19 protein-coding genes, 1 tRNA gene and 1 pseudogene are annotated in these 23,462 nt (G+C 47.3%); 15 read left to right on the top strand and 6 right to left on the bottom strand.

Annotation, left to right across the window (positions count from 1 at the left end; genetic code table 11):
* Positions 1 to 2 precede the first annotated feature (2 nt).
* From FMR86_RS15600 to FMR86_RS15590, 3 genes are all read right to left on the bottom strand, one after another.
* Positions 3 to 1,916 (bottom strand): hypothetical protein, encoded by a 1,914-nt coding sequence (locus tag FMR86_RS15600; RefSeq protein ID WP_163352334.1) that lies wholly within the window; start codon positions 1,914 to 1,916, stop codon positions 3 to 5.
* Between the two features lie 38 nt (positions 1,917 to 1,954).
* Entirely contained in the window at positions 1,955 to 2,518 is a 564-nt protein-coding gene (locus tag FMR86_RS15595; protein ID WP_163352333.1) for a hypothetical protein, read from the bottom strand.
* A 268-nt stretch (positions 2,519 to 2,786) separates the two neighbouring features.
* Positions 2,787 to 3,104 carry a DUF6573 family protein gene (locus tag FMR86_RS15590; RefSeq protein ID WP_163352332.1) on the bottom strand — a complete coding sequence of 106 codons (318 nt, stop codon included), beginning with the start codon at positions 3,102 to 3,104 and terminating at the stop codon, positions 2,787 to 2,789.
* A gap of 317 nt (positions 3,105 to 3,421) precedes the next feature.
* Here FMR86_RS15590 and FMR86_RS20445 point away from each other — a divergent pair, with 317 nt between their 5' ends.
* On the top strand, positions 3,422 to 4,108 hold the full coding sequence (locus tag FMR86_RS20445) for a hypothetical protein (RefSeq protein WP_203544931.1): 687 nt from the start codon (positions 3,422 to 3,424) through the stop codon (positions 4,106 to 4,108).
* A 91-nt stretch (positions 4,109 to 4,199) separates the two neighbouring features.
* A pseudogene (locus FMR86_RS15580) lies at positions 4,200 to 4,466 on the top strand (integrase core domain-containing protein); the annotation flags it as partial.
* 282 nt (positions 4,467 to 4,748) lie between these two features.
* Here the strand turns inward: FMR86_RS15580 and FMR86_RS15575 are convergent.
* The 3 genes from FMR86_RS15575 to FMR86_RS15565 all read right to left on the bottom strand — a co-directional run bounded on the left by FMR86_RS15575 (position 4,749) and on the right by FMR86_RS15565 (position 8,220).
* Complete coding sequence (locus FMR86_RS15575) at positions 4,749 to 5,471, bottom strand: hypothetical protein (RefSeq protein ID WP_163352331.1); 723 nt, start codon at positions 5,469 to 5,471, stop codon at positions 4,749 to 4,751.
* A 28-nt stretch (positions 5,472 to 5,499) separates the two neighbouring features.
* Positions 5,500 to 7,794, bottom strand: a complete 2,295-nt coding sequence (locus tag FMR86_RS15570; protein ID WP_163352330.1) for a type IV secretory system conjugative DNA transfer family protein — start codon at positions 7,792 to 7,794, stop codon at positions 5,500 to 5,502.
* A 349-nt stretch (positions 7,795 to 8,143) separates the two neighbouring features.
* Positions 8,144 to 8,220, bottom strand: a tRNA-Arg gene (locus tag FMR86_RS15565).
* Positions 8,221 to 8,488: 268 nt separating this feature from the next.
* On the opposite strand from FMR86_RS15565, the gene FMR86_RS15560 reads away from it, so the two are divergent.
* The 13 genes from FMR86_RS15560 (at position 8,489) to pheT (ending at position 23,457) form a co-directional block, all read left to right on the top strand.
* Positions 8,489 to 9,097, top strand: a complete 609-nt coding sequence (locus FMR86_RS15560; RefSeq protein ID WP_163352329.1) for a TetR/AcrR family transcriptional regulator — start codon at positions 8,489 to 8,491, stop codon at positions 9,095 to 9,097.
* A gap of 71 nt (positions 9,098 to 9,168) precedes the next feature.
* Complete coding sequence (gene shc, locus FMR86_RS15555) at positions 9,169 to 11,286, top strand: squalene--hopene cyclase (protein WP_163352328.1); 2,118 nt, start codon at positions 9,169 to 9,171, stop codon at positions 11,284 to 11,286.
* Position 11,287: 1 nt separating this feature from the next.
* Entirely contained in the window at positions 11,288 to 12,013 is a 726-nt protein-coding gene (locus FMR86_RS15550; protein WP_163352327.1) for an acyl-ACP thioesterase domain-containing protein, read from the top strand.
* A 187-nt stretch (positions 12,014 to 12,200) separates the two neighbouring features.
* The gene (locus FMR86_RS15545) at positions 12,201 to 12,728 is read left to right on the top strand and encodes a DUF2059 domain-containing protein (RefSeq protein ID WP_163352326.1); all 528 of its coding nucleotides are present in this window, start codon (positions 12,201 to 12,203) and stop codon (positions 12,726 to 12,728) included.
* 71 nt (positions 12,729 to 12,799) lie between these two features.
* Positions 12,800 to 13,348 (top strand): hypothetical protein, encoded by a 549-nt coding sequence (locus FMR86_RS15540; RefSeq protein ID WP_163352325.1) that lies wholly within the window; start codon positions 12,800 to 12,802, stop codon positions 13,346 to 13,348.
* 92 nt (positions 13,349 to 13,440) lie between these two features.
* Positions 13,441 to 14,655 carry an anaerobic sulfatase maturase gene (locus tag FMR86_RS15535; RefSeq protein WP_163352324.1) on the top strand — a complete coding sequence of 405 codons (1,215 nt, stop codon included), beginning with the start codon at positions 13,441 to 13,443 and terminating at the stop codon, positions 14,653 to 14,655.
* Positions 14,656 to 14,723: 68 nt separating this feature from the next.
* Complete coding sequence (locus tag FMR86_RS15530; protein WP_163352323.1) at positions 14,724 to 16,442, top strand: sulfatase-like hydrolase/transferase; 1,719 nt, start codon at positions 14,724 to 14,726, stop codon at positions 16,440 to 16,442.
* 370 nt (positions 16,443 to 16,812) lie between these two features.
* A complete protein-coding gene (gene thrS / locus FMR86_RS15525; protein ID WP_163352322.1) occupies positions 16,813 to 18,741 on the top strand; it encodes a threonine--tRNA ligase in 1,929 nt (642 codons plus the stop codon).
* Entirely contained in the window at positions 18,728 to 19,273 is a 546-nt protein-coding gene (gene infC, locus FMR86_RS15520; protein ID WP_163352389.1) for a translation initiation factor IF-3, read from the top strand. The genes thrS and infC overlap by 14 nt, the downstream gene beginning before the upstream one ends.
* A gap of 43 nt (positions 19,274 to 19,316) precedes the next feature.
* Complete coding sequence (gene rpmI / locus FMR86_RS15515; protein ID WP_163352321.1) at positions 19,317 to 19,514, top strand: 50S ribosomal protein L35; 198 nt, start codon at positions 19,317 to 19,319, stop codon at positions 19,512 to 19,514.
* Between the two features lie 106 nt (positions 19,515 to 19,620).
* A complete protein-coding gene (gene rplT, locus FMR86_RS15510; protein ID WP_163352320.1) occupies positions 19,621 to 19,974 on the top strand; it encodes a 50S ribosomal protein L20 in 354 nt (117 codons plus the stop codon).
* 1 nt (position 19,975) lies between these two features.
* Positions 19,976 to 21,025, top strand: a complete 1,050-nt coding sequence (gene pheS, locus FMR86_RS15505) for a phenylalanine--tRNA ligase subunit alpha (RefSeq protein ID WP_163352319.1) — start codon at positions 19,976 to 19,978, stop codon at positions 21,023 to 21,025.
* A 32-nt stretch (positions 21,026 to 21,057) separates the two neighbouring features.
* Positions 21,058 to 23,457: a phenylalanine--tRNA ligase subunit beta gene (pheT, locus tag FMR86_RS15500; protein ID WP_163352318.1), complete on the top strand. Its 2,400-nt coding sequence runs from the start codon at positions 21,058 to 21,060 to the stop codon at positions 23,455 to 23,457.
* The last annotated feature ends 5 nt before the right edge of the window (positions 23,458 to 23,462 follow it).

The raw sequence follows: 23,462 nt of genomic DNA, 5'->3' as shown, positions 1-23,462 counted from the left end.
CTCTAACGCCGAAGCTCTTCATTTTTAGCCAGCATAGTTTGGATATTGATAAGCAATTCGGTCAACCGTGAATAGTATTCGCGGACATACTGGACTTCCTGCCGTACAGGAAACTGTTGTTCATCCATCCTCTCAAGGGTTTTTTCAGAAATTATGTCAGGTATGCGGCCAAGCTCCCCGGTCAGGCTGTCAATGGCCTCACGCAGGGGACCGGTCACTGTTAAAGCTCCGGCCCCGGCTGTAAGGGCATCTGCATACTCCTCAATCTCAGTGGCAATACGACGAATTCTGTCGGGCATCTGCTGGATGTCGCCATAGGGAATATCGGCAAATGCGCCTGCGGTACGACGCAACTCGGTGAGAACAGTTGCAAGATCAAGGTCGGCTATAGCCCTGATTTGCCCGGCGATACTCACGAAGTCGTCAACAATTTCCTTTGAAGGCACAAGACTGCCGATACGCTCCCGAATATCTTTCAACACCTGCGCCAAACCAGAAGAGTCCAGTTCACCAAATCCCTCTAAAGCACGTGTCGCCTCTCCTACTGCATGATTCAAGTCCTGAATTCTCACAGGATCAATCATGGTGTCATTTATTACGGCAAGGCTGCGATGCGTTCTATCCAGCAATGCGCTTTCATTGAAATGACGTATATCAGCTTCAAGCTGATTAACTGCTGCAGCAAGGTCGGCACCGGGCTCAAGCCCTGCAAGACTGTCATTTATGCGCGCAAAGGCATCCTGAATTTGATTCCTTAGATCAAGAAGCTGCTCCCCGTCCAAATACCCGAAAGTCAGTGTGGCGGCTCTCACGGCTGCGGCCAAAGCCTGCACCTCTGCAGGGCTGATCAAATTCTTGTTGATCTCGGCAAGCCTCTGCTGCAACTCCTGAAGCACCGTACTTTCGTTGAAGGCGTGTATATTCCGCTCAAGATTGTGAATTGCCTCACCGAGATCGGCAGTTGGTCCCAAATAGTCCAAACCGTCCCTCAAGTTGTTAAATGCTGTTGTAATCTGAGTTGAAATATTGACAATCACATTTATATCCACCGCACCCAAAGCGGCGGTAGTTTTTCGCAGGGCTTCAGACAAGGCGTTAATATCTTCAACCGTAATCAGATTTTCGTTGATAGAAGCCAGCTTGTCTGCAAGCTCACCCAGCGCAGCATCTTTACTCAACAACTTAATATTTTGGGCAATGTCCGCAATATTCTCCACCATATCCTTTGAAGGAGTTGCGGAGCGGACCCGCTCGTTAAAGAGCCCCAGATTAGTGATCGAAGTATTAAGAGGTGCTACAATATCATTATTTTGCAAACCTCTATCTATCAATTTAATATTGACAGCCAAAAGATGCATTCTTTTTCTCAGGATACGCATAGACGCATTAAAGCCACGGCTTCTTAAAATGCGGTCATAGATATCAGATTCAGTAAAATTGCAGACCCGTTCAAACAGGAAATCGTATCCGATAGCCAGTGCCACACCGGTAAGGCTGGTGCCGATGGCCAGGGTAATACTTTCGAGATTGCCGTCACTCAGACTGAAACCTTTTCCCGACTCCAAGCCTTCGAACAACAGGAAAAAGCCAAGAAATGTACCGAAAATACCGCTGGCAATGCACACTTCTCTCACATTCTGGCTTGCCGCACAGGGAAGCCTGCCTTTCTTCAATAGGAGCAGCTTGCCAGCATAAAAGAGAACATAAACAATCTGCCAGCTAATAATTAAACAAGAAGCATAAAGCGAAAAAAGTCCTACACTATCAGCCATATCATTCCCGCTAAACTTGGCCCGGTCCACCCAGAAGGCCCAGTCCACAAATCCCGCTATAAACACGGCGATAAGAATCGGAATATATTTTAAAAACATTGCCGCAAATTGCAGCCCACCCCAAATACGCTTCAAAATATCCACAAGCCCCCCCCACTAAAAAACTAGAAAACAACCTCAATTTAAATATTTTGCATAGCAAAATCGATACACTTCAGCGCACCGGATTTATCACCAGCCAGATACATGCGTATCGCACCGTCAAGAATTCCATAAGCGACCTTTTCATCCGGCAGATCCTTTTTAAAAACCATCATGATTTTAATAGCGTCAACCTCTTTACTGGAACGATCACCGGTTTTTTCATCAAAGAGAATTCTTGCTTCATTATAAAGATCAACTACTTCAATTTTATTGGACAGTATCTTTAGCACAGACTTTTCAACTACAACCGGGACTGGTTCCACCGGCCCGGATACAGACCCCAGAGGAGACACACCTGCGACCACCTTCTTTGGGAAAGTATTGTCAATTGTCCCGCCTATAGACAAAGCGACAACGAGTCCCAAAAGCGACGCAACATTGGCCATGTGTGAGCGCAAGGTAAACTCACGGTCAGGTTTTTTCCTGATTTGTTCCACCACAGCAAAAAACACATAATAAGCAAGAGCCGCCAGCGCACACAGAAAGAGAAAAGGAGTTGTAGTTTTAATGATACCTGAAAAGAATCCGGCCACATTCTGCATAGACACTTCCACCCAACCTCCAAACTCAAAAAAATTTTCGCTCGTATTTTTAAACTCCAATGCCTATATAAGCAAAAATCTATATTGAAATAAAGACATAAGTCAACAATTAAACAGATCCCTCTATAAATGCAACAAAATCCTGACGAACATACTCATAGCCGGGCAGACCCAAGGCGTGGTAGATGAAACTCGTGGACATGGCGATTAATCCTTTTCGATGATTGGTGGTACTTTCATCGATTGGACGCCATTTTCCTTTATTTTGTCAAAAGTAAGCTTGAGCCGGATGAACCAAAAACAACAACTGAAAGCTTATCCTGCTCTGGTCTAGTTTATCCTGCATAGCCAGCAAGCACATGGTGAAAAGATCGTGGAGTCGTCCTTCTACGCTCTGCCCTTCGCCTTCAAGCCCTTTCGGTGGGGTGATGTAATTCGCATACAGGTTCAATGAAACAGCTACTGGAACCTTAAATCCGGTCTCCTTGGCCTGTTCGGTCACATCGATCAGATTTCCATCTTCGATTGCCTGTTTACGGGTATAGGAATAGATCATCCGAAACAGTGGATCGCAGTTAATTGCCATCAGTAAATCTCCTTCAATTTCATATTGTTAAATAATTCTGAAAATTGAAGGTTATCCTGATTGGTTTGATTTGGTCACTGGGGGCTGGTGATTTTTTGGGTGATTCTGGGGGTCAGATGATGGGGATGTGGTCTGGTGAATTGGGGCGGTTGTTTTGTGATCGTTGCTCGTGCTACTGATTCTTCGGTTGACTGAAGGTGACGGTGGCTTTTTTAATAGGTTAATTTTTAAACCTAATTACTATTAACAATTCAACTTTACATTACTTAGCAACAGGGATTACAAACAATATCTATATTTTTAACAGGAGACCCCACATGAATATATCTCTTCCCCCTGAACTAGAACGAATTGTAAAGACTAAAGTTGAATCAGGACTTTACACCAACGAAACTGAAGTTATCAGTGAAGCTTTAAGATATATGTTCTGTCAGGAAAACCAACCACAAGCTGAAGCCCAAATTTCATACAATGGAGTCAATTTCGAAAATACATTAGCTGCATACTGGGCAGCCTTTTTCGATGCACTTGGTTTGTCATGGAAATATTATGAAATTAAACACAATATTCTTGGCCAAAACATTACTCAACAATTCCAGATAGAAGGACATAGATGTTATTTCTTAACCCTACCTTCCAACACACCACTTTTAAACGCTGAAATATACCAAGAATTATCACGGAGAACAGGCAAAGAGATTCTAGTCATAGATGGTCCGCCCCAAAAATTTGCATACAAAGTATATTACTACTACCATCTAAAAGACGAGGCAAATCGGGCCTACTACGAAAACGAGATTGGATGCAAATCCTTTCATTTTGGAATAGCAAGAAGGTCAACAAAAAAAGAATTGTGTATTTGTCCAGACAATATTGAATACTGTGAAAACCATATTAACTTAGCACAAAATATTACTGATGATGGTGAACGTGCTGCTCTTGACGGATTAGCATCGGGACTTGAAGAAGCATATGCAGAAGCATTAAAAATTCAACTTGACTAGCACAACCATCGGAAAAATAATGATAAAAAAAGACTCTTACGATGTAATCTATAATGACTTTTCAGCAGTAAAAATATTTCTGGACGAAATTGAATATATCAGCAACAGGCTACTGCTATGGGCTGAGAAAGAAGATATACGACTCGAATATATCCAACCGGGCAAACCGCAACAGAATGCGTACGTTGAACGCTTCAACCGGACCGTGCGGTATGACTGGCTGAGTCATTACATGTTTGAAAGCATCCAAGAAGTGCAGGATTACGCGACCAAATGGCTCTGGACATATAACAACGAACGTCCCAATATGGGCATTGGCGGTATCACCCCGATGCAAAAACTGAGAATGGCTGCATAGCCTCTACTTTTCAGGCCCCCTAAGAATGGGGGGACTACCGTTAAATAATTCTGAAAATTGAAGGTTATCTTGATTGGTTTGATTTGGTCACTGAGGGCTGGTGATTTTTTTGGGTGATTCTGGGGATCAGGTGGGGATGTGTGTTTGGTGGGGATTGGGTTGTTTCGATTCTTCGGTTGACCGAAGGTGACGGCGACGTGTTGGATTTCATATAAAATAATACCCTTGGACCTCGGTTCAAAGGTATTATTCTGTTAAAAAACACAGTTAACTTGTGCTATATTATAATAACGATTTCTTCTTTTCTTTCTTTTTGGATTTATCCTTACGTTTTGCTTCTAAAGCTTCAAACTCAGCAACCTTGTCTTTTTTAGCCTTCCCCTTACTCTTTACTTCTTCAGGTTCAACCTCAGTAGGTTTTCCTTTCTTCTTAGATTTATCCTTACGCTTTACTTCATTAACTTCGAACTCAGCAACTTTAGTTTTTTGGTTCTTATCCTTAGTTTTTGCTATTTCTGATTCAACCTCAATAGCTTTTCCTTTCCTTTTGGATTTATCCTTACGCTTTACTTCGCTAATCGCAAATTCGGCAATATTATCTTTCTTTTTGGACTTGTCCTTACGTTTTTCTTTGTTAAATTTAAGAGCTAAATCTTTAATTCTCTTACGCTGCTTTTGGGCCAGCTTGACGGCCTCATGAGTAAGATAAGCGCCACTTAAAAACAAAGCACCAACATAATCACCTTCAGATTGAGTGGATAGAGGCTCTTTACAGTAGTCCAAAGGTGGAACTTCGCTGATTTGTTTTACATCATAAGCTGGTCCAGTAAAAACAGCACTCGCATCTTCCTTTTTTTCGCAAACAGCCTTATAGATAACAACATCAACAGTATTAACAGCCGCCTCAGCAATATCATTTATTTCATAAGAACTCAGGGAACTCCTGCGACATTTGTCCTCCTTTCCATCTTTCTTACTTTTTTGGTGCATATACTTGTCATTCATGGTTCACCTCTCGTCAACACTCAAACCTCTAATAAAACTGATAAGCCATTACCTTCTCGAGTTTCATTGGTTTGCACCCTTTAGTTAGCACGAGAGCTTTATCTGAAAATTCTTCTCCCGTTAATTCTTGAGGTGTAACCAAGGGTTTCTGTTGTCCGTCAGCAATGCTTTCAACCACCCCCAACTGGCGAGATAAACGTTCAGCAGTATTTGGTGCGGGGGTCATATATATATGAACATCACAATTATCAGCTATTAACCCTGGAGTCTTCGATGCATCGTGTATTGAACCTTCTGTTTGAGAAAAAAACCATAATTTGATCTTATACTCTCTACCTAACGACAAAGCATCATCAATAGGGTCCATTTGACCTAAAAGTGGGAACTCATCTAAAAAGAGAATCAAATCGTTAACATCGTCTGACGGAATTTCTTTCATCAATGGATTTATGAGACTGGCAAGAATAACTCTAATAACAGAAGCATACATTTTGAGTTCGTCTTTGGTAAGCGTAATATACAGAGTAGCATTCTTACCATTCCTAAAAGAAGAAGGGTCGAAATTCGTTTTTTCTGTCGCATTCGCAATACTATTTACATCCCAAGATGCCACCTGCTCTCTAGCTGTGTCTATAATTGTTGCAAACTGATCATCAGGAATATTCCCAAAAATTTTTGCATCGCGCTCAAGAGTCTTAGGAACTTCAAAGTCACCAGCACCATACATTTTTCTCCTAAAATCAACCCATTCATCTCCATTGAAAGCTAAAACATCTTGAACATCTTGCATTGTTGGGTTTTCAATTTCTGGGTCCAAAACTAAACAAGCAATAGAGCTTGCAACTACCTGCCTAGCCCTAATATCCCATGTAGGATTATTACTATTTTGTATAACAATTAACATTGAAGCTAGAGACATTGAATCTTCTACTACATAATTAATATCTCTGCGAATTCTATCCAAGGGATTGATTTTACAACTTGATTCTTTGTCAAAGGGACTAAACCGATATGTCTTTCCAACATTAACTTCACGCCATTCAGCGGAAGAGGCATAACATGTCCCCTTAATGTCTAACACTATTGACGGTCCATTGTATCTCATAAGATTTAGTATTGCATTACTTTGAGTTTTCCCTGCCCCTGAGTGTGCAATGGTTAGAAGCGATCCTTCTCCGCAATAATGAGCATACGATCCATCACTATTTTTTCCTAGCAACAAACTATTAGATATTTTTTTAGACTCACTTTTGCTATCCACAAATGAAATCTTTGAATTTTTATTTTCTCGGGAGTTTAACCAACTATTAGCAGATCCTAGTATTTCATTAATGTATACAGTACAGCTATCATTAGGTAATTTTTCTTGAATTCGTAAAGCAGCGGATAAAACAAGTGAACATGCTGTTTTTGAAGGAATAACAGCCTCACCAAGGGCTGCCTTAACATCAGCAACCTTCATATGCTTGCTAGATATTTTTGTAATATTGGTTGCAATTTGTTTAGTTTGTCCAGACATCTGACTACTCTGGACAACATGATTTAACGCCCCAACTATTCGATCGGACGCATCAATACTCTCATCAAATGATTGTATACAATTTCCACGATTATAAACAATAGCCAGCTTTGCTTCTGAAACAAAACTTTGACTGATTTCTTCATTAGGAAGACCAAATCTGGAAAAAACTTCTAACAATTTCAATGAAGCTATTTCTTTTTGATTAAAATCAGAAAGAGTACGATAAAATTCAAAATAATTTTTCCCACGAAGTTGTCTATAGTTTGCATCAAAATGCATGCAGTCTCCAGAAACAATACTTACGGCATTGGCTTTACCATCGTATTGTTCAATTTTTTGCCTAAACTGCTGTTCTTTAAACTTTCTTTTTAGTTTTGGTAGTTCTCTTAAGATATTTTTATAATCTAATTCCTCGATAAAATAGGTGCTTGCTTCAAAAGTAGGTCTATTAATAAAAGCATTAATCTTCATAGACAATGAGCTATCCAAAAAATCGGCAGAGTCTTTCAGTTGATTAACAATTCGCATTGCCTTGTTAACAATCACCTCTTCTTCTTTTTTCTTTTTAATTGTATCTCGGATAGCATCAATATCAATATCTTCAATAAAGTAATTGCACTGCCATTCTTTAGCAGTATATTCAGGAAAATACCCAACCTGCTTTCTAACGTCTTCATCTAAATATTTTTCATTTTCTTTCAACTCTTCAACAATAGGACGAACTCGCTCATTTAGTTCTAACAATTTTTTCCTGTTGTTTGCCATAGAACTGAATTTATTCTTAATCGAATCCCAAACCATCTCATCCTCCCCAAAACAGGTAAATTTAATTTCAACAATATATCAATGTAATACACTTTGAAAGCGAACTCAGTATCGCCAAAATAAGTATATTTCTTATTAATAAAAATCAACTGGGTAGCGAGGGTTTAATTCAATCCTTTCATCCTACACATGAACAACTTCGGCCAACCGAATTCACAAACATAATAGATATTAATTATCATAATCAATTTCATCTAATACCACTCACCCACCCCGGTTGGCACCAAAGGTTGGCAGCACCCAAAAAAAACCGCAAATAAACGCAGAAAAGGGTTAACTCTGAAAATGAGTTAACCCTTTAATATTACACTAGTTTTGCACTAGATGGTGACCCCGGCAGGAATCGAACCTGCGGCACCAGGATTAGGAATCCTGTGCTCTATCCTACTGAGCTACGGGGCCACTTTATGTGAAAACAGATGGAGAACTTTAGCGCATTTCTCCGTCCGAGGCGAGAATTAATATCCAAACCGTTTTTCGATTGCAAGCAATTTTTTGATTATTTCCTTTATTTTCCATGCAGTCCGGCACTACGTATATAACGGGATCTTCTGCACCTAGATATTTACCGGAGAAACAATACTTATCGTTACATTTGGTTGACAGACGCATACATTCATGCAAGAACGCTTTTCAGCTTAACACCGTTAAGCGCAGGAGAATCAAGACGATGAATGTCAATTCAAAAACAATTGATGCACCGCAGCAGCCGTTGCGTATGCTGATTCTGGATGCCGCCCGCAAGCTCTTTGCCGAGCACGGGTACGCGCAGGTTTCCATGCGCAAACTGGCTACCACCATCGGCTACTCACCGACCACCATCTATCATCACTTTAAGGATAAGAAGGAACTCTTCCTCTGCCTTACTGAAGAGACCTACCGGGATTTCCTGCAGCGCATCAATGGAATCATTGCCACTGCTCCTCCCCCGCGTGAAGCCTTGAAAAACATTCTCTACACCCTTGTGGACATGGGGCTGGAAAACCCCAGTGCCTACCGGGTGGGCTTCATGATGGAAAGCGATCTCTGGAAGGATCACGATTCCCACTTTCAGGATAATCCGCTGGGCAAAACCATGTACAACCGCATCAATAAATGCGTTAAAGACTGCCTGCCCAAAAACGCTTCAGACGAGGACGTGCTGGTCACCGCAAACTCTGTAGTTGCCGCAACCCATGGACTTACCTCACTTTTGATCACCTACCCCTCTTTTGAATGGGGTCCGCTGGACAGATTGAAAGCGCAGGTAATTGACTCCGCTGTTGACGCCATCGGCTGATTACTATAATCGAACTAATCTTTTTCGCACGGGTCGGATTAAATTCCGTTATTTATATAAGGACTTCCAACATGAACAAGAAAAGTGCCATGAAAACGAACAAAAAGCCCAAGAACCACGTTGTATCACTGCTGCAACCCAAGGATGCCCTGAACCGGGTAATGAAACGGTTCCGCTCCCTGCAATCCCCGGACGGCTACTGGGTCTTCGCACTGGAAGCTGATGTTACCATCCCTTCCGAATACATCATGTTCAACAGATTTCTGGGCCGCAAAATGGACAAAGGTGTTGCCGAGCGACTGGGCAACTACATCCGCGCCAAGCAGATGCCGGACGGCGGCTGGCCCCTGCACGATGAAGACGGCCCCATCAACATAAGTGCATCCGTAAAGGCATACATGGCCCTGAAGATGCTCGGTGATGATAAAAACGATCCGCACATGGTCCGCGCCCGCAGAACCATTCTTGCAAAAGGCGGTGCTGAAACATGTAACGTGTTCACCCGTATCTGCCTTGCCACCTTCGGTCAGATTCCGTGGCACTGCCCTCCGGCCATGCCAGTGGAAATCGTGCTGCTGCCCAAATGGTTCTTCTTTCATCTGGATAAAGTCTCATACTGGTCCCGCTCGGTTATCTACCCGCTGCTTTTGATCTACGCCAAGCAGCCGGTCTGCCGGCTGCGTCCGGAAGAAGCTGTGCCTGAACTTTTCTGCAAACCTGCAGAAGAGCACATTCATATTGATAAGTGGCGCAACAAAAGCTGGCGCAAAAATTTCTTCATCTTCACCGACCGTTTCCTGAAACGGACCATGCACCTGATCCCCAAGAAGATTAACGACAAGGCCATTAAATACGCCACAGAATGGACCCGCGAACACATGGCCGGACGCGGCGGCATCGGGGCGATCTTTCCGGCAATGGCCAACGCGGTCATGGCCCTGCACCTGATGGGTTTTGATGAATCCGACCCGGATTACGCCCGCGGCCTGCAGGCTGTGGACGACCTCATGGTTGATAAATTCCACGTGCCTGAAAAGTCGCCATGGGAACACACTGTCATTACCGGCGGTGCGGAACTTTCAGCGGCACCGGAGCTGGATATTTCCCCCAACCACGGTACTGCTGAGAACCTCGAACAGGCCATGTGCCAACCCTGCAACTCCCCCATCTGGGATACCTGCCTGACCCTTTCGGCAATGATGGAAGCAGGTGAGGACCAGAACAGCAGATGTACCCAGCAGTCCCTGAACTGGCTCTGGGACCAGCAGATTTTCTTCCGTGGGGACTGGATTTCCAAAGCCCCCAAGCTCGAAGGCGGCGGCTGGGCTTTCCAGTTTGAAAACACCTTCTACCCCGACCTTGATGACACCGCCATGGTGCTTATGGCCATGTGTCGCGCCGGGGTTCTGGATCAGCCCGAACATCACGAAAATTTTGTTAAAGGCGTAAACTGGCTCATCGGCATGCAGTCCACCAACGGCGGCTGGGCGGCATTCGATATCGACAACTGCGCCGAATACCTGAACGACATCCCCTTTGCGGACCACGGTGCCCTGCTAGACCCGCCCACATCCGACCTGACCGCCCGTGTGGTCGAGCTACTGGGTGTTATCGGTTACGACAAGAGCTTTAAGCCCATCAAACGCGGTATTGAATTCCTGAAAAAAGAACAGGAAGACGACGGTTCATGGTTCGGCCGCTGGGGTGTGAACTATATTTACGGCACATGGTCCGTGCTTTGCGGGTTGCGTCAGGCCGGGGAAGACATGAATTCTTCCTATGTCTGCAAGGCCGTGGAATGGTTTGAAAACCATCAGAACAAAGACGGCGGCTGGGGCGAAACCTGCCTGAGCTACAACAGCAAGCATTTTGCGGGTCTGGGCGATTCCACTGCCTCACAGACTTCATGGGCCCTGCTGGGACTCATGGCTGCCGGGCGGGTTCACTCCAAAGCTGTCAGCCGCGGTATCCGCTACCTGCTGGACACTCAGAAAGATGACGGCAGCTGGGATGAAACCCTTTTCACCGGAACCGGATTCCCCAAGGTTTTCTACCTGCGTTACCACGGCTACTCCCAATACTTCCCCATGTGGGCACTGGGCGTGTACAAACGTTTTGTGGCCGATGAAGACACCAAGCAGATCATGATGCGCCGCGACACCCCGCTCGACCTCGGCAGGAAATGGTAGCGTGGACAACGATTCACTCCTGATCAGCAACACGGTCCCGGCTTACGAGACGGGACCGGATGACCGCATGCACTGCCACTGGCTTATGCATCACCTGCAGGAAGCTGCTACCGCGCATGCGGATTCCTTTGGCTTCGGCATTGAAGGCATGGCCAAACTAGGCTGCTTCTGGGTGCTGACTTCCATGCGCATTGAAATTGCCGAACTGCCTGTACGCGAAAAGGAATTTACACTGACAACATGGTCACGCGGAGCTAAGAAGTTGCGTGCTTTCCGCGACTTCTCCGGCTGCGATGAAACAGGACGCGAGATCGTCCGGGCCACTTCTGAATGGATGGTGCTGGACTCTGAAACACGCCGTCCCATTGCAGTTGATCAAAAACTGAATCTGCACGCTCTGGACCGCTGCGCTTTCCCGGACAGCATGAAACGACTGCGTCCCGGCACACCGGAAAAAGAAATCCGCTCCCTGAAAGTTGGGTACAGCTCCCTCGATGCCAACGGACACGTAAACAACACCGAATACCTGCGCTGGTCATTCGATGGTCTACGTCCGCTGGGCCTGGATCAGAACAAGGTCAAATCTATCCGCATTGCATTTCTTTCCGAAGTTTTCGAAGGAAATGAAATCAAGTTGATGAATTGTGATTGCGGCGAAAATGGTTTTGAATTGATCGGCATGAATGAGAGTGAGGGGAAGGCTGCATTTGCTTTGAGAGTTGAATAGAAATATTTTGGAGATCAAAGATCAAAAGCTCAGTATATGATTTCATATGCTGAGCTTTTTTCATATCTGCCCGCAAATTCTGTAGAACGCCTCAGAATTATGAAACTAATCTTTGACAATATTACACATGCTATATAAAAACAGAAAAACAATAACTGAAATATTCAAAAAAAGTTAAGGACTAGCTATGAAATCAATAAAAACAGGCATTATATGCATAATGGCACTCCTCTGCTTGATTGCCGCCCCCGCACAGGCGGAAGAAAACAAAAAAATGGAAGTTGCTCTAGAATTAGCCCACGCAATGCTCGACACAGAAGCCCTGTACACAGCATTTCACTACATGACCATAATGGCGGTCGAAGCCGGGGTTTATAATGATCCGGAAACAGAAGGCTACAGAGAACCGCTAATCAACGCATACAAGGAAGCATTTAAAGAAACATTCTACGACCCGGAGATTCTTGACTCCATGTACCTTCTACATGCAGAAGTCTACACTGAGGAATTCAACAAAAAAGAACTTGAGGGACTGCTGCACTTCTACAAAACACCTCTGGGAAAAAAATTCGCGAAAAAACAACAAATAATCATGCAAAAAGGTGAGAAAAAAGCTGAAGATTTACTCAGCTCTGTTTTTGCAAATAGATTTGATGAAAAACTGGCTCCTAAAATCGAAAAGCTGCAAAATGATGGAATTATGCCCACTGAATAATACCCCCAAACGGGTTGCCATGCATCAAGACATCAAAAAAACACAAACACTTAGAACAACAAGACTTCATTATGAGATATTTTCAAATTCTACTTTCATGCACGCTATTGGCAATAATCTTATCTTGCGCAGCTAAAAAGCCACAGCCACAAGCAGACAGCCATCTTGAAGCTGCATATGACTTTGTAGAAATAACTTTCAATATAGAAGCAGCCTATCAGGCATTCTACGAAACGACCCTCACGGAAGCAGAAATCAATTTCAAAGAAAGCAAAAAATTAGCAAAATATAGCGATATAATACTAAAAACACTGAAAGACAGCCTACAGGAAGATTTATATGAGCTCAGAGCAAAGAAAGGAATTAGAACTGTGATGGCAAACACTTATGTCAATGAGTTCACTGAAAAAGAACTAACCGAGCTTGTAAAAGCACACGAAACCAACACAAGATGGAATCGCAGGACGATACTCCTCCCTAAACTCGTCAAAGCCAAAAAAGATGCAAAAACATCTGTACTAACATTACTGGATTCAAAGTTCGGAACCGAATCAGAATTTTTCAAAAAATTTATGACCAAAGTAAAACAACTCCAAGAACAGGGACAGTTACCCGAATAACTTAAACCGCTGCAATCCCCCCCCGAAACATACCTAAACACCCTGACCTTTTTTAATACAGACATCCCCATCCCCGCATGCTATGCAAAACTATGCCTAAACCACTGCAAACAATCCTTATCAAACCCGCAGGCCCGGACTGCAACATGGGCTGCACCTACTGCTTCTACTTGGAAAAAAACTCGCTGTTTAATGAAAACCCGATTCATCGCATGTCTGAAGACATACTTGAAGAGCTTATAAGGCAGACCATGGAACAATCCGGGGATCAGGTCAGCTTTATCTGGCAGGGCGGCGAGCCGACGCTCATGGGACTTAATTTCTTCCGCAAAGCAGTTGATTTGCAGCAACTCTATGGGCGCGGACAGATGGTCGGAAACGGTTTGCAGACCAACGGACTGCTCATAGATGACGACTGGATTCAGTTCCTTAAATCATACAACTGGCTGGTCGGCCTGTCTCTGGACGGACCTGAGCATGTGCACGACCACTACCGCCGGACTCGTAGCGGAAACGGCACATGGAAAACAATTTCAGCCAATGCCGAAAAAATGATCGCCGCCGGACTGGCTGTAAACGCGCTTATTGTCGTTAACGACCACTCGGTTCATTTCCCGGATGAAATATATGAATTTCACAAGAATATGGGTCTATCCCATATGCAGTTCATCCCCTGTGTGGAAGCAGACAGAGTCAATCCATCACTTCTCTCCCCTTTTTCCGTTCCTGCTGACAAATACGGGCATTTCCTCTGCCGTATATTCGACCTTTGGATGGCTGATTTCCCGGCCCTGAACCCGCGCACGTCCCTACGCATGTTCGATTCTTTACTTCATCGCTACATAGGCCACCCTGCGCCGGAATGTACCATGCTTAAAGAATGCGGAAACTATGTGGCTGTGGAGCATAACGGAGATGTCTTTTCCTGCGATTTCTTTGTCCAGCCGGAATGGAAACTCGGCAACATACAGGATTCGAGCCTCATCAAAATGCTGAACTCCGGCAGACAACACGATTTCGGATACAGAAAGGCAAATCTGCCTGCCGAGTGTATAAACTGCCGCTGGCTATCTCTATGTCGCGGAGGTTGTCCCAAAGACCGAATTCCTCAAAACAATAAAAGTGGGCTGAATTACCTATGTCCGGCCTACAAACTGTTCTTTGAGTACTCGGATAAAAGATTCCGCCAGCTCGCCCATGCCTTGCAAAAACCACGCATCACCCCGGCTGCGAAACAAAAGACAGGCAGAAATCAGCCCTGCCCCTGCGGAAGTGGTAAGAAATTCAAAAAATGTTGCGCTGAGTAAGCAAAAAACTTTTACCCACTCCCCATTCTCACGTATAGTTATGCTGATTCTCTAATTCGGCGTTACACATGAACCTCTTTGTTGAGTCGTGCTATCTGCGCCGGACTGAACTGGAGCAGGCCATGAAAGACAAGACACGGCGAGAATTCCTCAGAGACGGGCTGGCACTTACAGCCGGAGCAATGGCTTCCGGTGTGCTGGGCGATACACAAACAGCCGAAGCAAAACCCACAGGTAAAAAATCATCCCCAAAAACAGGCAAAAGACGGCCCAACATCATGCTGATCATTACCGACCAGCAGCGGCAGGAACAGCACTGGCCTGCAGGGTGGCTCGATAAGAACATGCCCAGCATGGCACGCCTGCAAAACAAGGGCGTTACTTTCACCAACAATTTCACAGCCGCTGCCGCCTGCTCCCCAAGCCGGGCAAGCTTCCTGACCGGGGTTTATCCCAGCGTACACGGCGTAACGCAGGTTCCGCCCAATCCTCCCTTGGGAGGAGACATAACCAACATCTTCAAGTTGGTTGAAAAAGCCGGATACGATATCGCCTACAAAGGCAAAATGCATCTCTTTACCCCGCAATCCAATCCGTCCATGGACAACTTTACCAGCTACGATATTAAATGGGCCGCAGATAATTACCGCGCCAACCGCTGGAATCCGCCGGACTGCGCCGTGGATATCGGCGGCAACCCGTGGATCGGAGGTGGGTATCCGAGCAACGACCAGCGTTTTGTGGACGGAGTACCGGAAACCTACAACCGCATGACTCCAGCCATAACTAACGGCGAGACCATTTTCGAATATCTGGACAACCATGATCCGGACACAGACAATCCATTTCTCATGGTCTGCTCCTTCGGTAACCCGCACGACATCAGTGCCTGGCCGGATCAGGACAAATGGGGTTACGACAAGGCGGACTATGACGACCTTGATGAAATCAACCTGCCGCCGAACTACAATGACAGCCTTGATGAAAAACCATCCGCCCAGAAGGAATACCAGAAGCTCTGCGACAAGGTTTCCAGCTGCCCCACTAAAAAGGACCGGGTGGATTTCTGCCGTTTCTATGCCCACCTGCACAGAGTGGTCGACAAACAGATTTCAGCTGTTCTTGATAAGCTTGAAGAAAAGGGACTCACCGAAGATACTGTTATTTTCCGTATTGCAGACCACGGAGAACAGGGCTGGTCGCACCAGATGATCCAGAAAGGGGTAAACAGCTATCAGGAAACCATCAACGTTCCGCTGATCATCTCCAATCCGAAGCTCTTTCCCAAAGGGACCAAAACCGAATCCTTTTCCAGCCTGATCGATCTTGTACCCACCGTGGCGGAACTGACCGGAGCCGCTGCACCTGAAGAATTAAAAAAGGCGGGTATCCACGGCAAGTCCCTTGTCCCGGTCATGAACGATCCCAACGCAAGTGTCCGTGACCGGGCCATGTTCTTTACCGAAGATTGTGAATCACTCTTCGAAGGTCTGCTGGGAATGAAAAACGTATATGATACTGTAGCGGGCAAAATCCGCAGTATCCGCTACAAAGACTGGATGTATGCTGTCTACTTCACCAACAAAGGCACCAAGCTGGAATACGAAATGTATAATCTGGCCGATGATCCGGGACAGATGGTCAATCTGGCTTGGGGAGCACGGGCAAAAGCCAACCGGGCCATGATGCAAAAACTACATGACATGCTGACGGATGAGCTGGTAAAATACAAAGCGTTGCCTGATGGGTTTAAATGGCCAAAAAAGGCGGGGGTAAAATCCGTTTAATTATTCCCGCAACTGAAAATCATACTCCCCCGGCCCTACCGGGGGAGGTTTTATTTGCCCAAATTCTGTGCTAAGAAAAACAGACTTGGAAGCAATCTTCCGGGATGCGTTTCAATATAACTTTAATTTGCAATAATTCTGCCCCTAAGCCCCCGTTCCGCTTGACTTCCCACCATTTCTCAGCTAAATATACCGCCTTCGTGCAGCAACATTATTGCGCACGTTGTGCAGTGTATCACGTCTTCGACCCTTATGAATTCAAGGATAACGAAAGGTTGCGAAAGCAATATTTTCCTAAAAAAGAAGACATTTTCATTTGTCCGAAAAGAACGGACATTAAAACAATTTTTCCGCAAAGAGAGAAAGGATTATGCAAGTTGCAGGTAAAGAACTTGAGGTTCAGCAGGGTGCGCTTTGCGGCGAGGTTCTCAAAGAGGCCTTGTCCAAAAAGCAGTTCAAGAACGTTGTAGTAGCCAAATGCGGCGATACCTTTCTTGATCTCACCACCACCGTGCCTGCCGACTGTACCGACCTTGAGCCGGTAATGGCTGACTCCGAAGAAGGTCTGGAAGTAATCCGCCACTCCACTGCACACCTTATGGCTGAAGCGGTGAAGAAGCTCTTCCCCACTGCCAAGGTGACCATCGGCCCCGCAATCGCCAGCGGCTTCTACTACGACTTCGACTATGAACGCCCCTTCACTCCTGAAGATCTGGAGGCCATCGAAGCCGAAATGCTGCGCCGTGTGGGTGCCAACGAAGAATTTACCCGCGAAGAGCTTTCCAGCGCGGACGCGATCAAAAAATTCGAGGGCATGAACGAGTCCTACAAAATCGAACTGATCAACGATCTGGGTGAAGACACTGTTTCCGTATACTCCAACGGTGAGTTTGCAGACCTCTGCCGTGGCCCCCACGTGGCCCGCACCGGCATGCTCAAGGCCTTCAAGCTGCTCTCCGTTGCAGGTGCCTACTGGCGTGGAGATGAAAACCGCGAACAGCTGCAGCGCATCTACGGAACAGCTTTTCCCGATCCCAAGTCCCTGAAAAAGCACCTTGCCCAACTTGAGGAAGCTAAAAAACGCGACCACCGCAAACTGGGAACCCAGCTTGACCTTTTCTCCGTGAACCCCGAAGTGGGCGCAGGCATGACCATCTGGCACCCCAAAGGTGCGCTGATCAGAGCCATCCTTGAAGACTTCGAACGCAAGGAACACCTCAAGCGCGGCTACCAGTTCGTACAGGGTCCGCTCATTCTCAAGCGTGAGCTTTGGGAAAAGTCCGGTCACTACGACAACTACCGCGAAAACATGTATTTCACTGAGATTGATGAGCAGTCATACGGCATTAAACCCATGAACTGCCTCTCTCATATGCTGGTATTCAAATCCAGACTGCGCAGCTATCGTGACATGCCCCAACGTTACTTTGAACACGGGGTTGTCCACCGCCATGAGAAATCCGGCGTACTGCACGGCCTGCTCCGTGTGCGTACCTTCACTCAGGATGATGCGCACCTCATCTGCCGCCCGGATCAGCTTCGCGATGAAATCATCGGGGTAGCCAAGTTTGTCGGCGACGTGATGGATCTGTTCGGATTTGAATACGAAGCGGAAGTCAGCACCAAACCTGAAAAGGCCATCGGTTCTGATGAAGATTGGGACAGAGCAACAGAAGCTCTCGAAGGCGCACTCAATGAAATGGGTATGGAATACACCATAAATGAGGGCGACGGCGCGTTCTACGGTCCCAAAATCGACATTATTATTAAAGATGCACTTGAACGCCGCTGGCAATGTGCTACAATCCAGTGTGATTTTACCTTGCCAGAGCGGTTCGACTTAAGCTATGTGGGCGAAGATGGTGGTCGTCACAGACCAGTAATGCTACACCGGGTAATCCTCGGTTCCATCGAGCGCTTCATCGGTGTTCTCCTTGAACACACCGGTGGCGCACTGCCTGCCTGGCTGTCCCCTGTTCAGGCAAAAATTCTCACTGTCACCGACTCTCAGAACGAATTTGCACAAAAAGTCTTGCAGTTTCTGCAAGAAAAGGGCATTCGTGCCGAGGTTGATTATCGCAATGAGAAACTGGGCTACAAAGTTCGGGAGGCCCAGCTTGAAAAAATCCCGTTCATGTTAGTAGTAGGCGACAAAGAAGTCGCTGCGGAATCGGTCAATGTAAGGGCCCGCGACGGGGAAGACCCCGGACTCAAATCTATTGAAGATGCGGCAGAGCTTATTTCGACCGCCATTAATGAACCATTCAAACGCGGAGGCATGAGCTATAGCTTTTCATAGAGACAGGCGTCCCTATCGCAGGGATGACGGTGCCCGCCGAAACGAGCGCATTAGAGTTCCCAGAGTCATGGTTATTGACGATGAGGGTAATCAGTTGGGTGAACTTCCCACACGTGAAGCCCTTGAAATAGCACAGGACCGGGGTCTTGATCTGGTTGAAGTTGCAGAAAAGGCAGATCCGCCTGTTTGCAAGATTATGGACTATGGTAAGTTCAAATATCAGCAGCAGAAGCGTAAGCAGGAAGCCAAAAAGAAGCAGACGATAGTCCAGATCAAGGAAGTCAAGTTTCGCCCCAAGACAGACGAGCACGATTACCAGACAAAGCTCAAGCACATCCGTCGGTTTCTTGAAGGCGGCGACAGGTGCAAAGTCACTATATTTTTCAGGGGCCGAGAAATTGTCCATAAGGACAGAGGGTTGGCTGTTCTGGAGCGAGTCAAAGAAGAGACCATGGATATTTCCAAAATGGAACAGGCTCCAAGGTCCGAAGGCCGCACCATGAACATGATGTTGGCTCCTATTAAAAAATAAGGTCTTTTCCGGCTTAACAGCCGGTATTCCCTAGGAGGATAAAATGCCTAAAATGAAGACTAGAAGAGGCGCTGCAAAGCGTTTCGCAAAAACCGGTAGTGGTAAATTCAAGCGTCGTCGTCAGGGTCTGCGTCATATCCTGACCAAGAAAAACGCTAAACGTAAAAGCAGACTCGGCCAGAGCACCACTGTTGACAGTGCGAACATCGGTCAGGTCAAGCGCATGCTCCCCTACGCTTAATTGCGTGAGCATAATACTGAATTAATTAGATTATACACTCCTGTCCGCGGTAATAACACACGTTCGCGGCGGGTTTTAAGAGAAGAAATTCCCCAGGAGGAATACAATGAGAGTAAAACGTGGTGTAGCCGCCAAGAGGCGTCACAAAAAATATTTAAAGATGGCCAAGGGTTTCCGTGGTTCCGGATCAACCCTTTACCGCACCGCCAGAGAGCGCGTTGAGCGTTCACTCTGCATGGCTTACGTTGGTCGTAAGCTGCGCAAACGCGACATGCGTAAACTCTGGATTCAGCGTATTAACGCAGCAGCACGCCTGAACGGTCTGTCCTACAGCCGTCTTATTCACGGCCTCTCCCTCGCCGGTGTTGCTCTGAACCGTAAAGTTCTCGCCGATATCGCAGTTAACGATGCTCCTGCATTCGCTAAAATCGTCGAGACCGCTAAAGCTCAGGTTAGCTAAAGTGTCGGACGTAAAGTCCCTGTTACAGGAACTTGAAGGCCTGGTCCCGGAGTGCGAAGCACGCCTGGATCAGGCTTCTTCTTTGTCTCAGATGGAAGACATCAAGATCGATCTTCTCGGCCGCAAAGGACGCGTTGCCAAGATTATGTCCGGTCTGCCCTCACTTCCCAACGAAGACAAGCCTGTCGCAGGTAAAAAAGCCAATGAAGTAAAGGCCGCTCTCACCGAACTTATTGAGGGAAGCAAAGGCCAGCTTGAAAAAGCAGCCATCGCTGAGAGCCTCTCCCGTTTTGACCCCACCATGCCCGGACGCAAACCTGCTGAAGGTTCGCTGCACCCGGTCACTCTCGTCATGGACGAAATCTGTGACGTATTCATCGGGCTGGGATTCGAGGTCGTAACCGGTCCCGAAGTTGAAAACGACTGGTACAACTTCGAAGCACTGAACATTCCGCCGGAGCACCCCGCGCGCGACATGCAGGACACCCTGTACATTTCAGATTCCATCCTGCTGCGCACCCACACCTCCCCCCTGCAGATCCGCACCATGAAGGACAGAACTCCTCCGCTGGCAGCGATTGCACCGGGTAAGGTATACCGCAGGGACTCCGACCTGACCCACACCCCCATGTTCCACCAGATCGAAGGCTTTCTCGTCGATCAGAATGTGAGCATGGCGGACCTGCGCGGAACACTGACCGCATTCGTCCATCAGCTTTTCGGACCCAAGACTGACGTTCGTTTCCGCCCCAGCTTCTTCCCCTTTACCGAGCCCAGCGCGGAAGTAGATATTTCCTGCGTTATGTGCGGCGGCAAAGGAACCATCGACGGCAAACCCTGCCGCGTATGCAAGCAGACCGGCTGGGTGGAAATCCTCGGCTGCGGCATGATGGACCCCAACGTAATGAAAGCAGTTGATTACGATACCGAAAAATACTCCGGTTTCGCATTCGGACTCGGCATTGAACGCGTAGCCATGCTCAAATACGGCATCGGCGACCTGCGCATGTTCTTTGAAAACGATATCCGGTTCCTCGAACAGTTTTCCTAATATATACGCAGTAGATACTGCTGGAGGCTCAAATGCTTTTAAGCATGCAATGGCTGCGGGATTTCGTTCCTTATGAGGGCGAAATTCAGGAGCTTGGCGACAGGCTGACCATGCTCGGCCTTGAGCTTGAAGAAATTTTCAATCCATTTGAAGCGATCAAAGACATCGTTGTCGGTCATGTTGTGGAGTGCGGTAAGCACCCCGAAGCTGACAAGCTGTCTGTTTGTAAAGTAGACGTCGGTGACGACGAGCTTCTTGATATCGTTTGCGGCGCACCCAACGTGAAGCAGGGCATCAACGTGCCCGTTGCCAAAGTGGGCACCACCATGCCCGGCGATTTCAAGATCAAAAAAGCCAAACTCCGCGGCGTAAAATCCCACGGTATGATCTGCTCCGAGCGCGAACTGGAACTTTCCGACGCGCACGAAGGCATCATGATCCTGCCCGAAGGACTGAAGCCCGGTGCTAAGTTCACTGAAGCAATGAACATGGAAGACACCGTCATGGATCTGGGTATCACTCCCAACCGTGCCGACTGCCTCTCCATGCTCGGAATTGCCCGTGAAGCTGCGCTGGCATTTGATCTGCCCATCACCATGCCGAAACTCAACCTCGTTGAGAACGGCGGTAATGCAGCAGATATGCTCAAGATCGAAATCGACGATCCTGAACTCTGCCCGCTCTATCAGGCCAGAATCCTGCAGGGCGCAAAAATCGCACCTTCCCCGGACTGGATGCGTTACCGTCTCCTTTCCGTGGGTGTACGTCCCATCAGCAATATTGTTGATGTGACCAACTACGTTCTTTTCGAAATGGGCCAGCCCCTGCACTCCTTTGACGCAGACCTGCTCAAAGGCGACAAGATTCGCGTAGGCCTTGCTCCTGAAGGAATGAAATTCACCACCCTTGATGAACAGGAACGCAAACTTATCGATTCCGACCTGCTCATCTGGGATGCCGAGCGTCCGGTTGCTCTGGCCGGTGTTATGGGTGGCATGAACTCCGAGATTCACGACGGTTCCACCAACGTGGTCCTTGAATCCGCTGTGTTCCGTCCCGGCCTCATCCGCAAAACCGCACGCCGTCTGGCCCTGCCCTCCGAAGCATCCTACCGCTTCGAGCGCGGCGTGGACCAGCAGCTGAACACCTTTGCCATGGACCGTGCAGCCCAGCTCATGAGCGAACTGTCCGGCGCAAAAGTTGTTTCCGGCGTGGCCAAGAACGAACCCAAGCCATGGCAGGACCGTACCCACGATTACCGCCACAAACGCTGCAACAGCTGGCTTGGTCTCGATCTCGAACCTGAGTTCAGTAAAAAAGCTTTCTCCCTCATGGGACTGGAAGTTAATGATAGCGATGCAGACTGCTGGAAGGTATCCACTCCCTCCTACAGACTGGACCTCGAACGCGAGGCCGACCTGTACGAAGAAGTAGCCCGCTACTTCGGCATGGATAAAATTCCTTCCGTACTGCCCCGCATCTCCAAGACCTTCGACGCTTCCGTTATTGCGGAAACCCCTTACGGCTTTTACCGCCGCATCAAGAACTGGGGCCGCGGCGTTGGTCTGCATGAAGCAATCAACTACAGCTTCGTGGGTGATGATGATCTCGACCTGCTGGGCCTGCCCGAAGAAGGCCGCGTGAACATCGCCAACCCCTTGAGCGAAGACCAGAACGTAATGCGTACCGAGCTGGCTCCCGGCCTGCTTAACACCGTGCGTCACAACCTCGCACAGGGCAACACCCATATCCGGGTCTTCGAAATCGCCAAGAAATTCATCAAGGATGAAACTTCCGACACTGAAACCCGCGAGCAGTCCCGTCTGGGCATCATGCTCAACGGTCCCCGTTCCGGAGCCGAATGGCCTAATGAACAGGGCGATGCCGACTACATGGACGTGAAAGGGCTCGTAGAACATCTGCTGGCTGACCTCAAACTGGGCCAAGCTTCCTTCTCCCTCGTTGAAGATCACAGCTACCTTGAGCCCTGCGTGAACATCACCCTCGGTGATCAGGAAATCGGTTTCATGGGCATGGTCAAGCCGGATATTGCCGACAAGTACCACGCCAAAAAAGAAGTCTGGATGGCCGACCTCAACGCAGACCTGCTGCGCGAGATCGTCATGGGTCACACGATCAAATTCCAGACTCTGCCGGTATTCCCGCCCTCCAGACGTGACGTGACCGTAATCGGTCCCGTCTCCCTGCACGCGGAAACCATCAAGGACGCGATCCTTGGCCTCAAGCTGCCGCTGATCGAATCCGTGGAACTGGTTAACGTGTTTGTACCTGAAGGCCAGGAAGACGAGCGCAACCTCTCCTTCCGCATCACCTACCGCCACGGCCAGAAAACCCTGACCGACAAGGCAGTAGACAAAGAACACAAGAAGGTTCTCGCAGGACTTGAGAAGGCCCTGCCTGTACGTTTCTAAGTTTT

The organism is Desulfovibrio sp. JC010, from assembly GCF_010470675.1.
GTDB lineage: Bacteria > Desulfobacterota > Desulfovibrionia > Desulfovibrionales > Desulfovibrionaceae > Maridesulfovibrio.
This window is presented reverse-complemented; position numbering and strand designations above follow the sequence as displayed.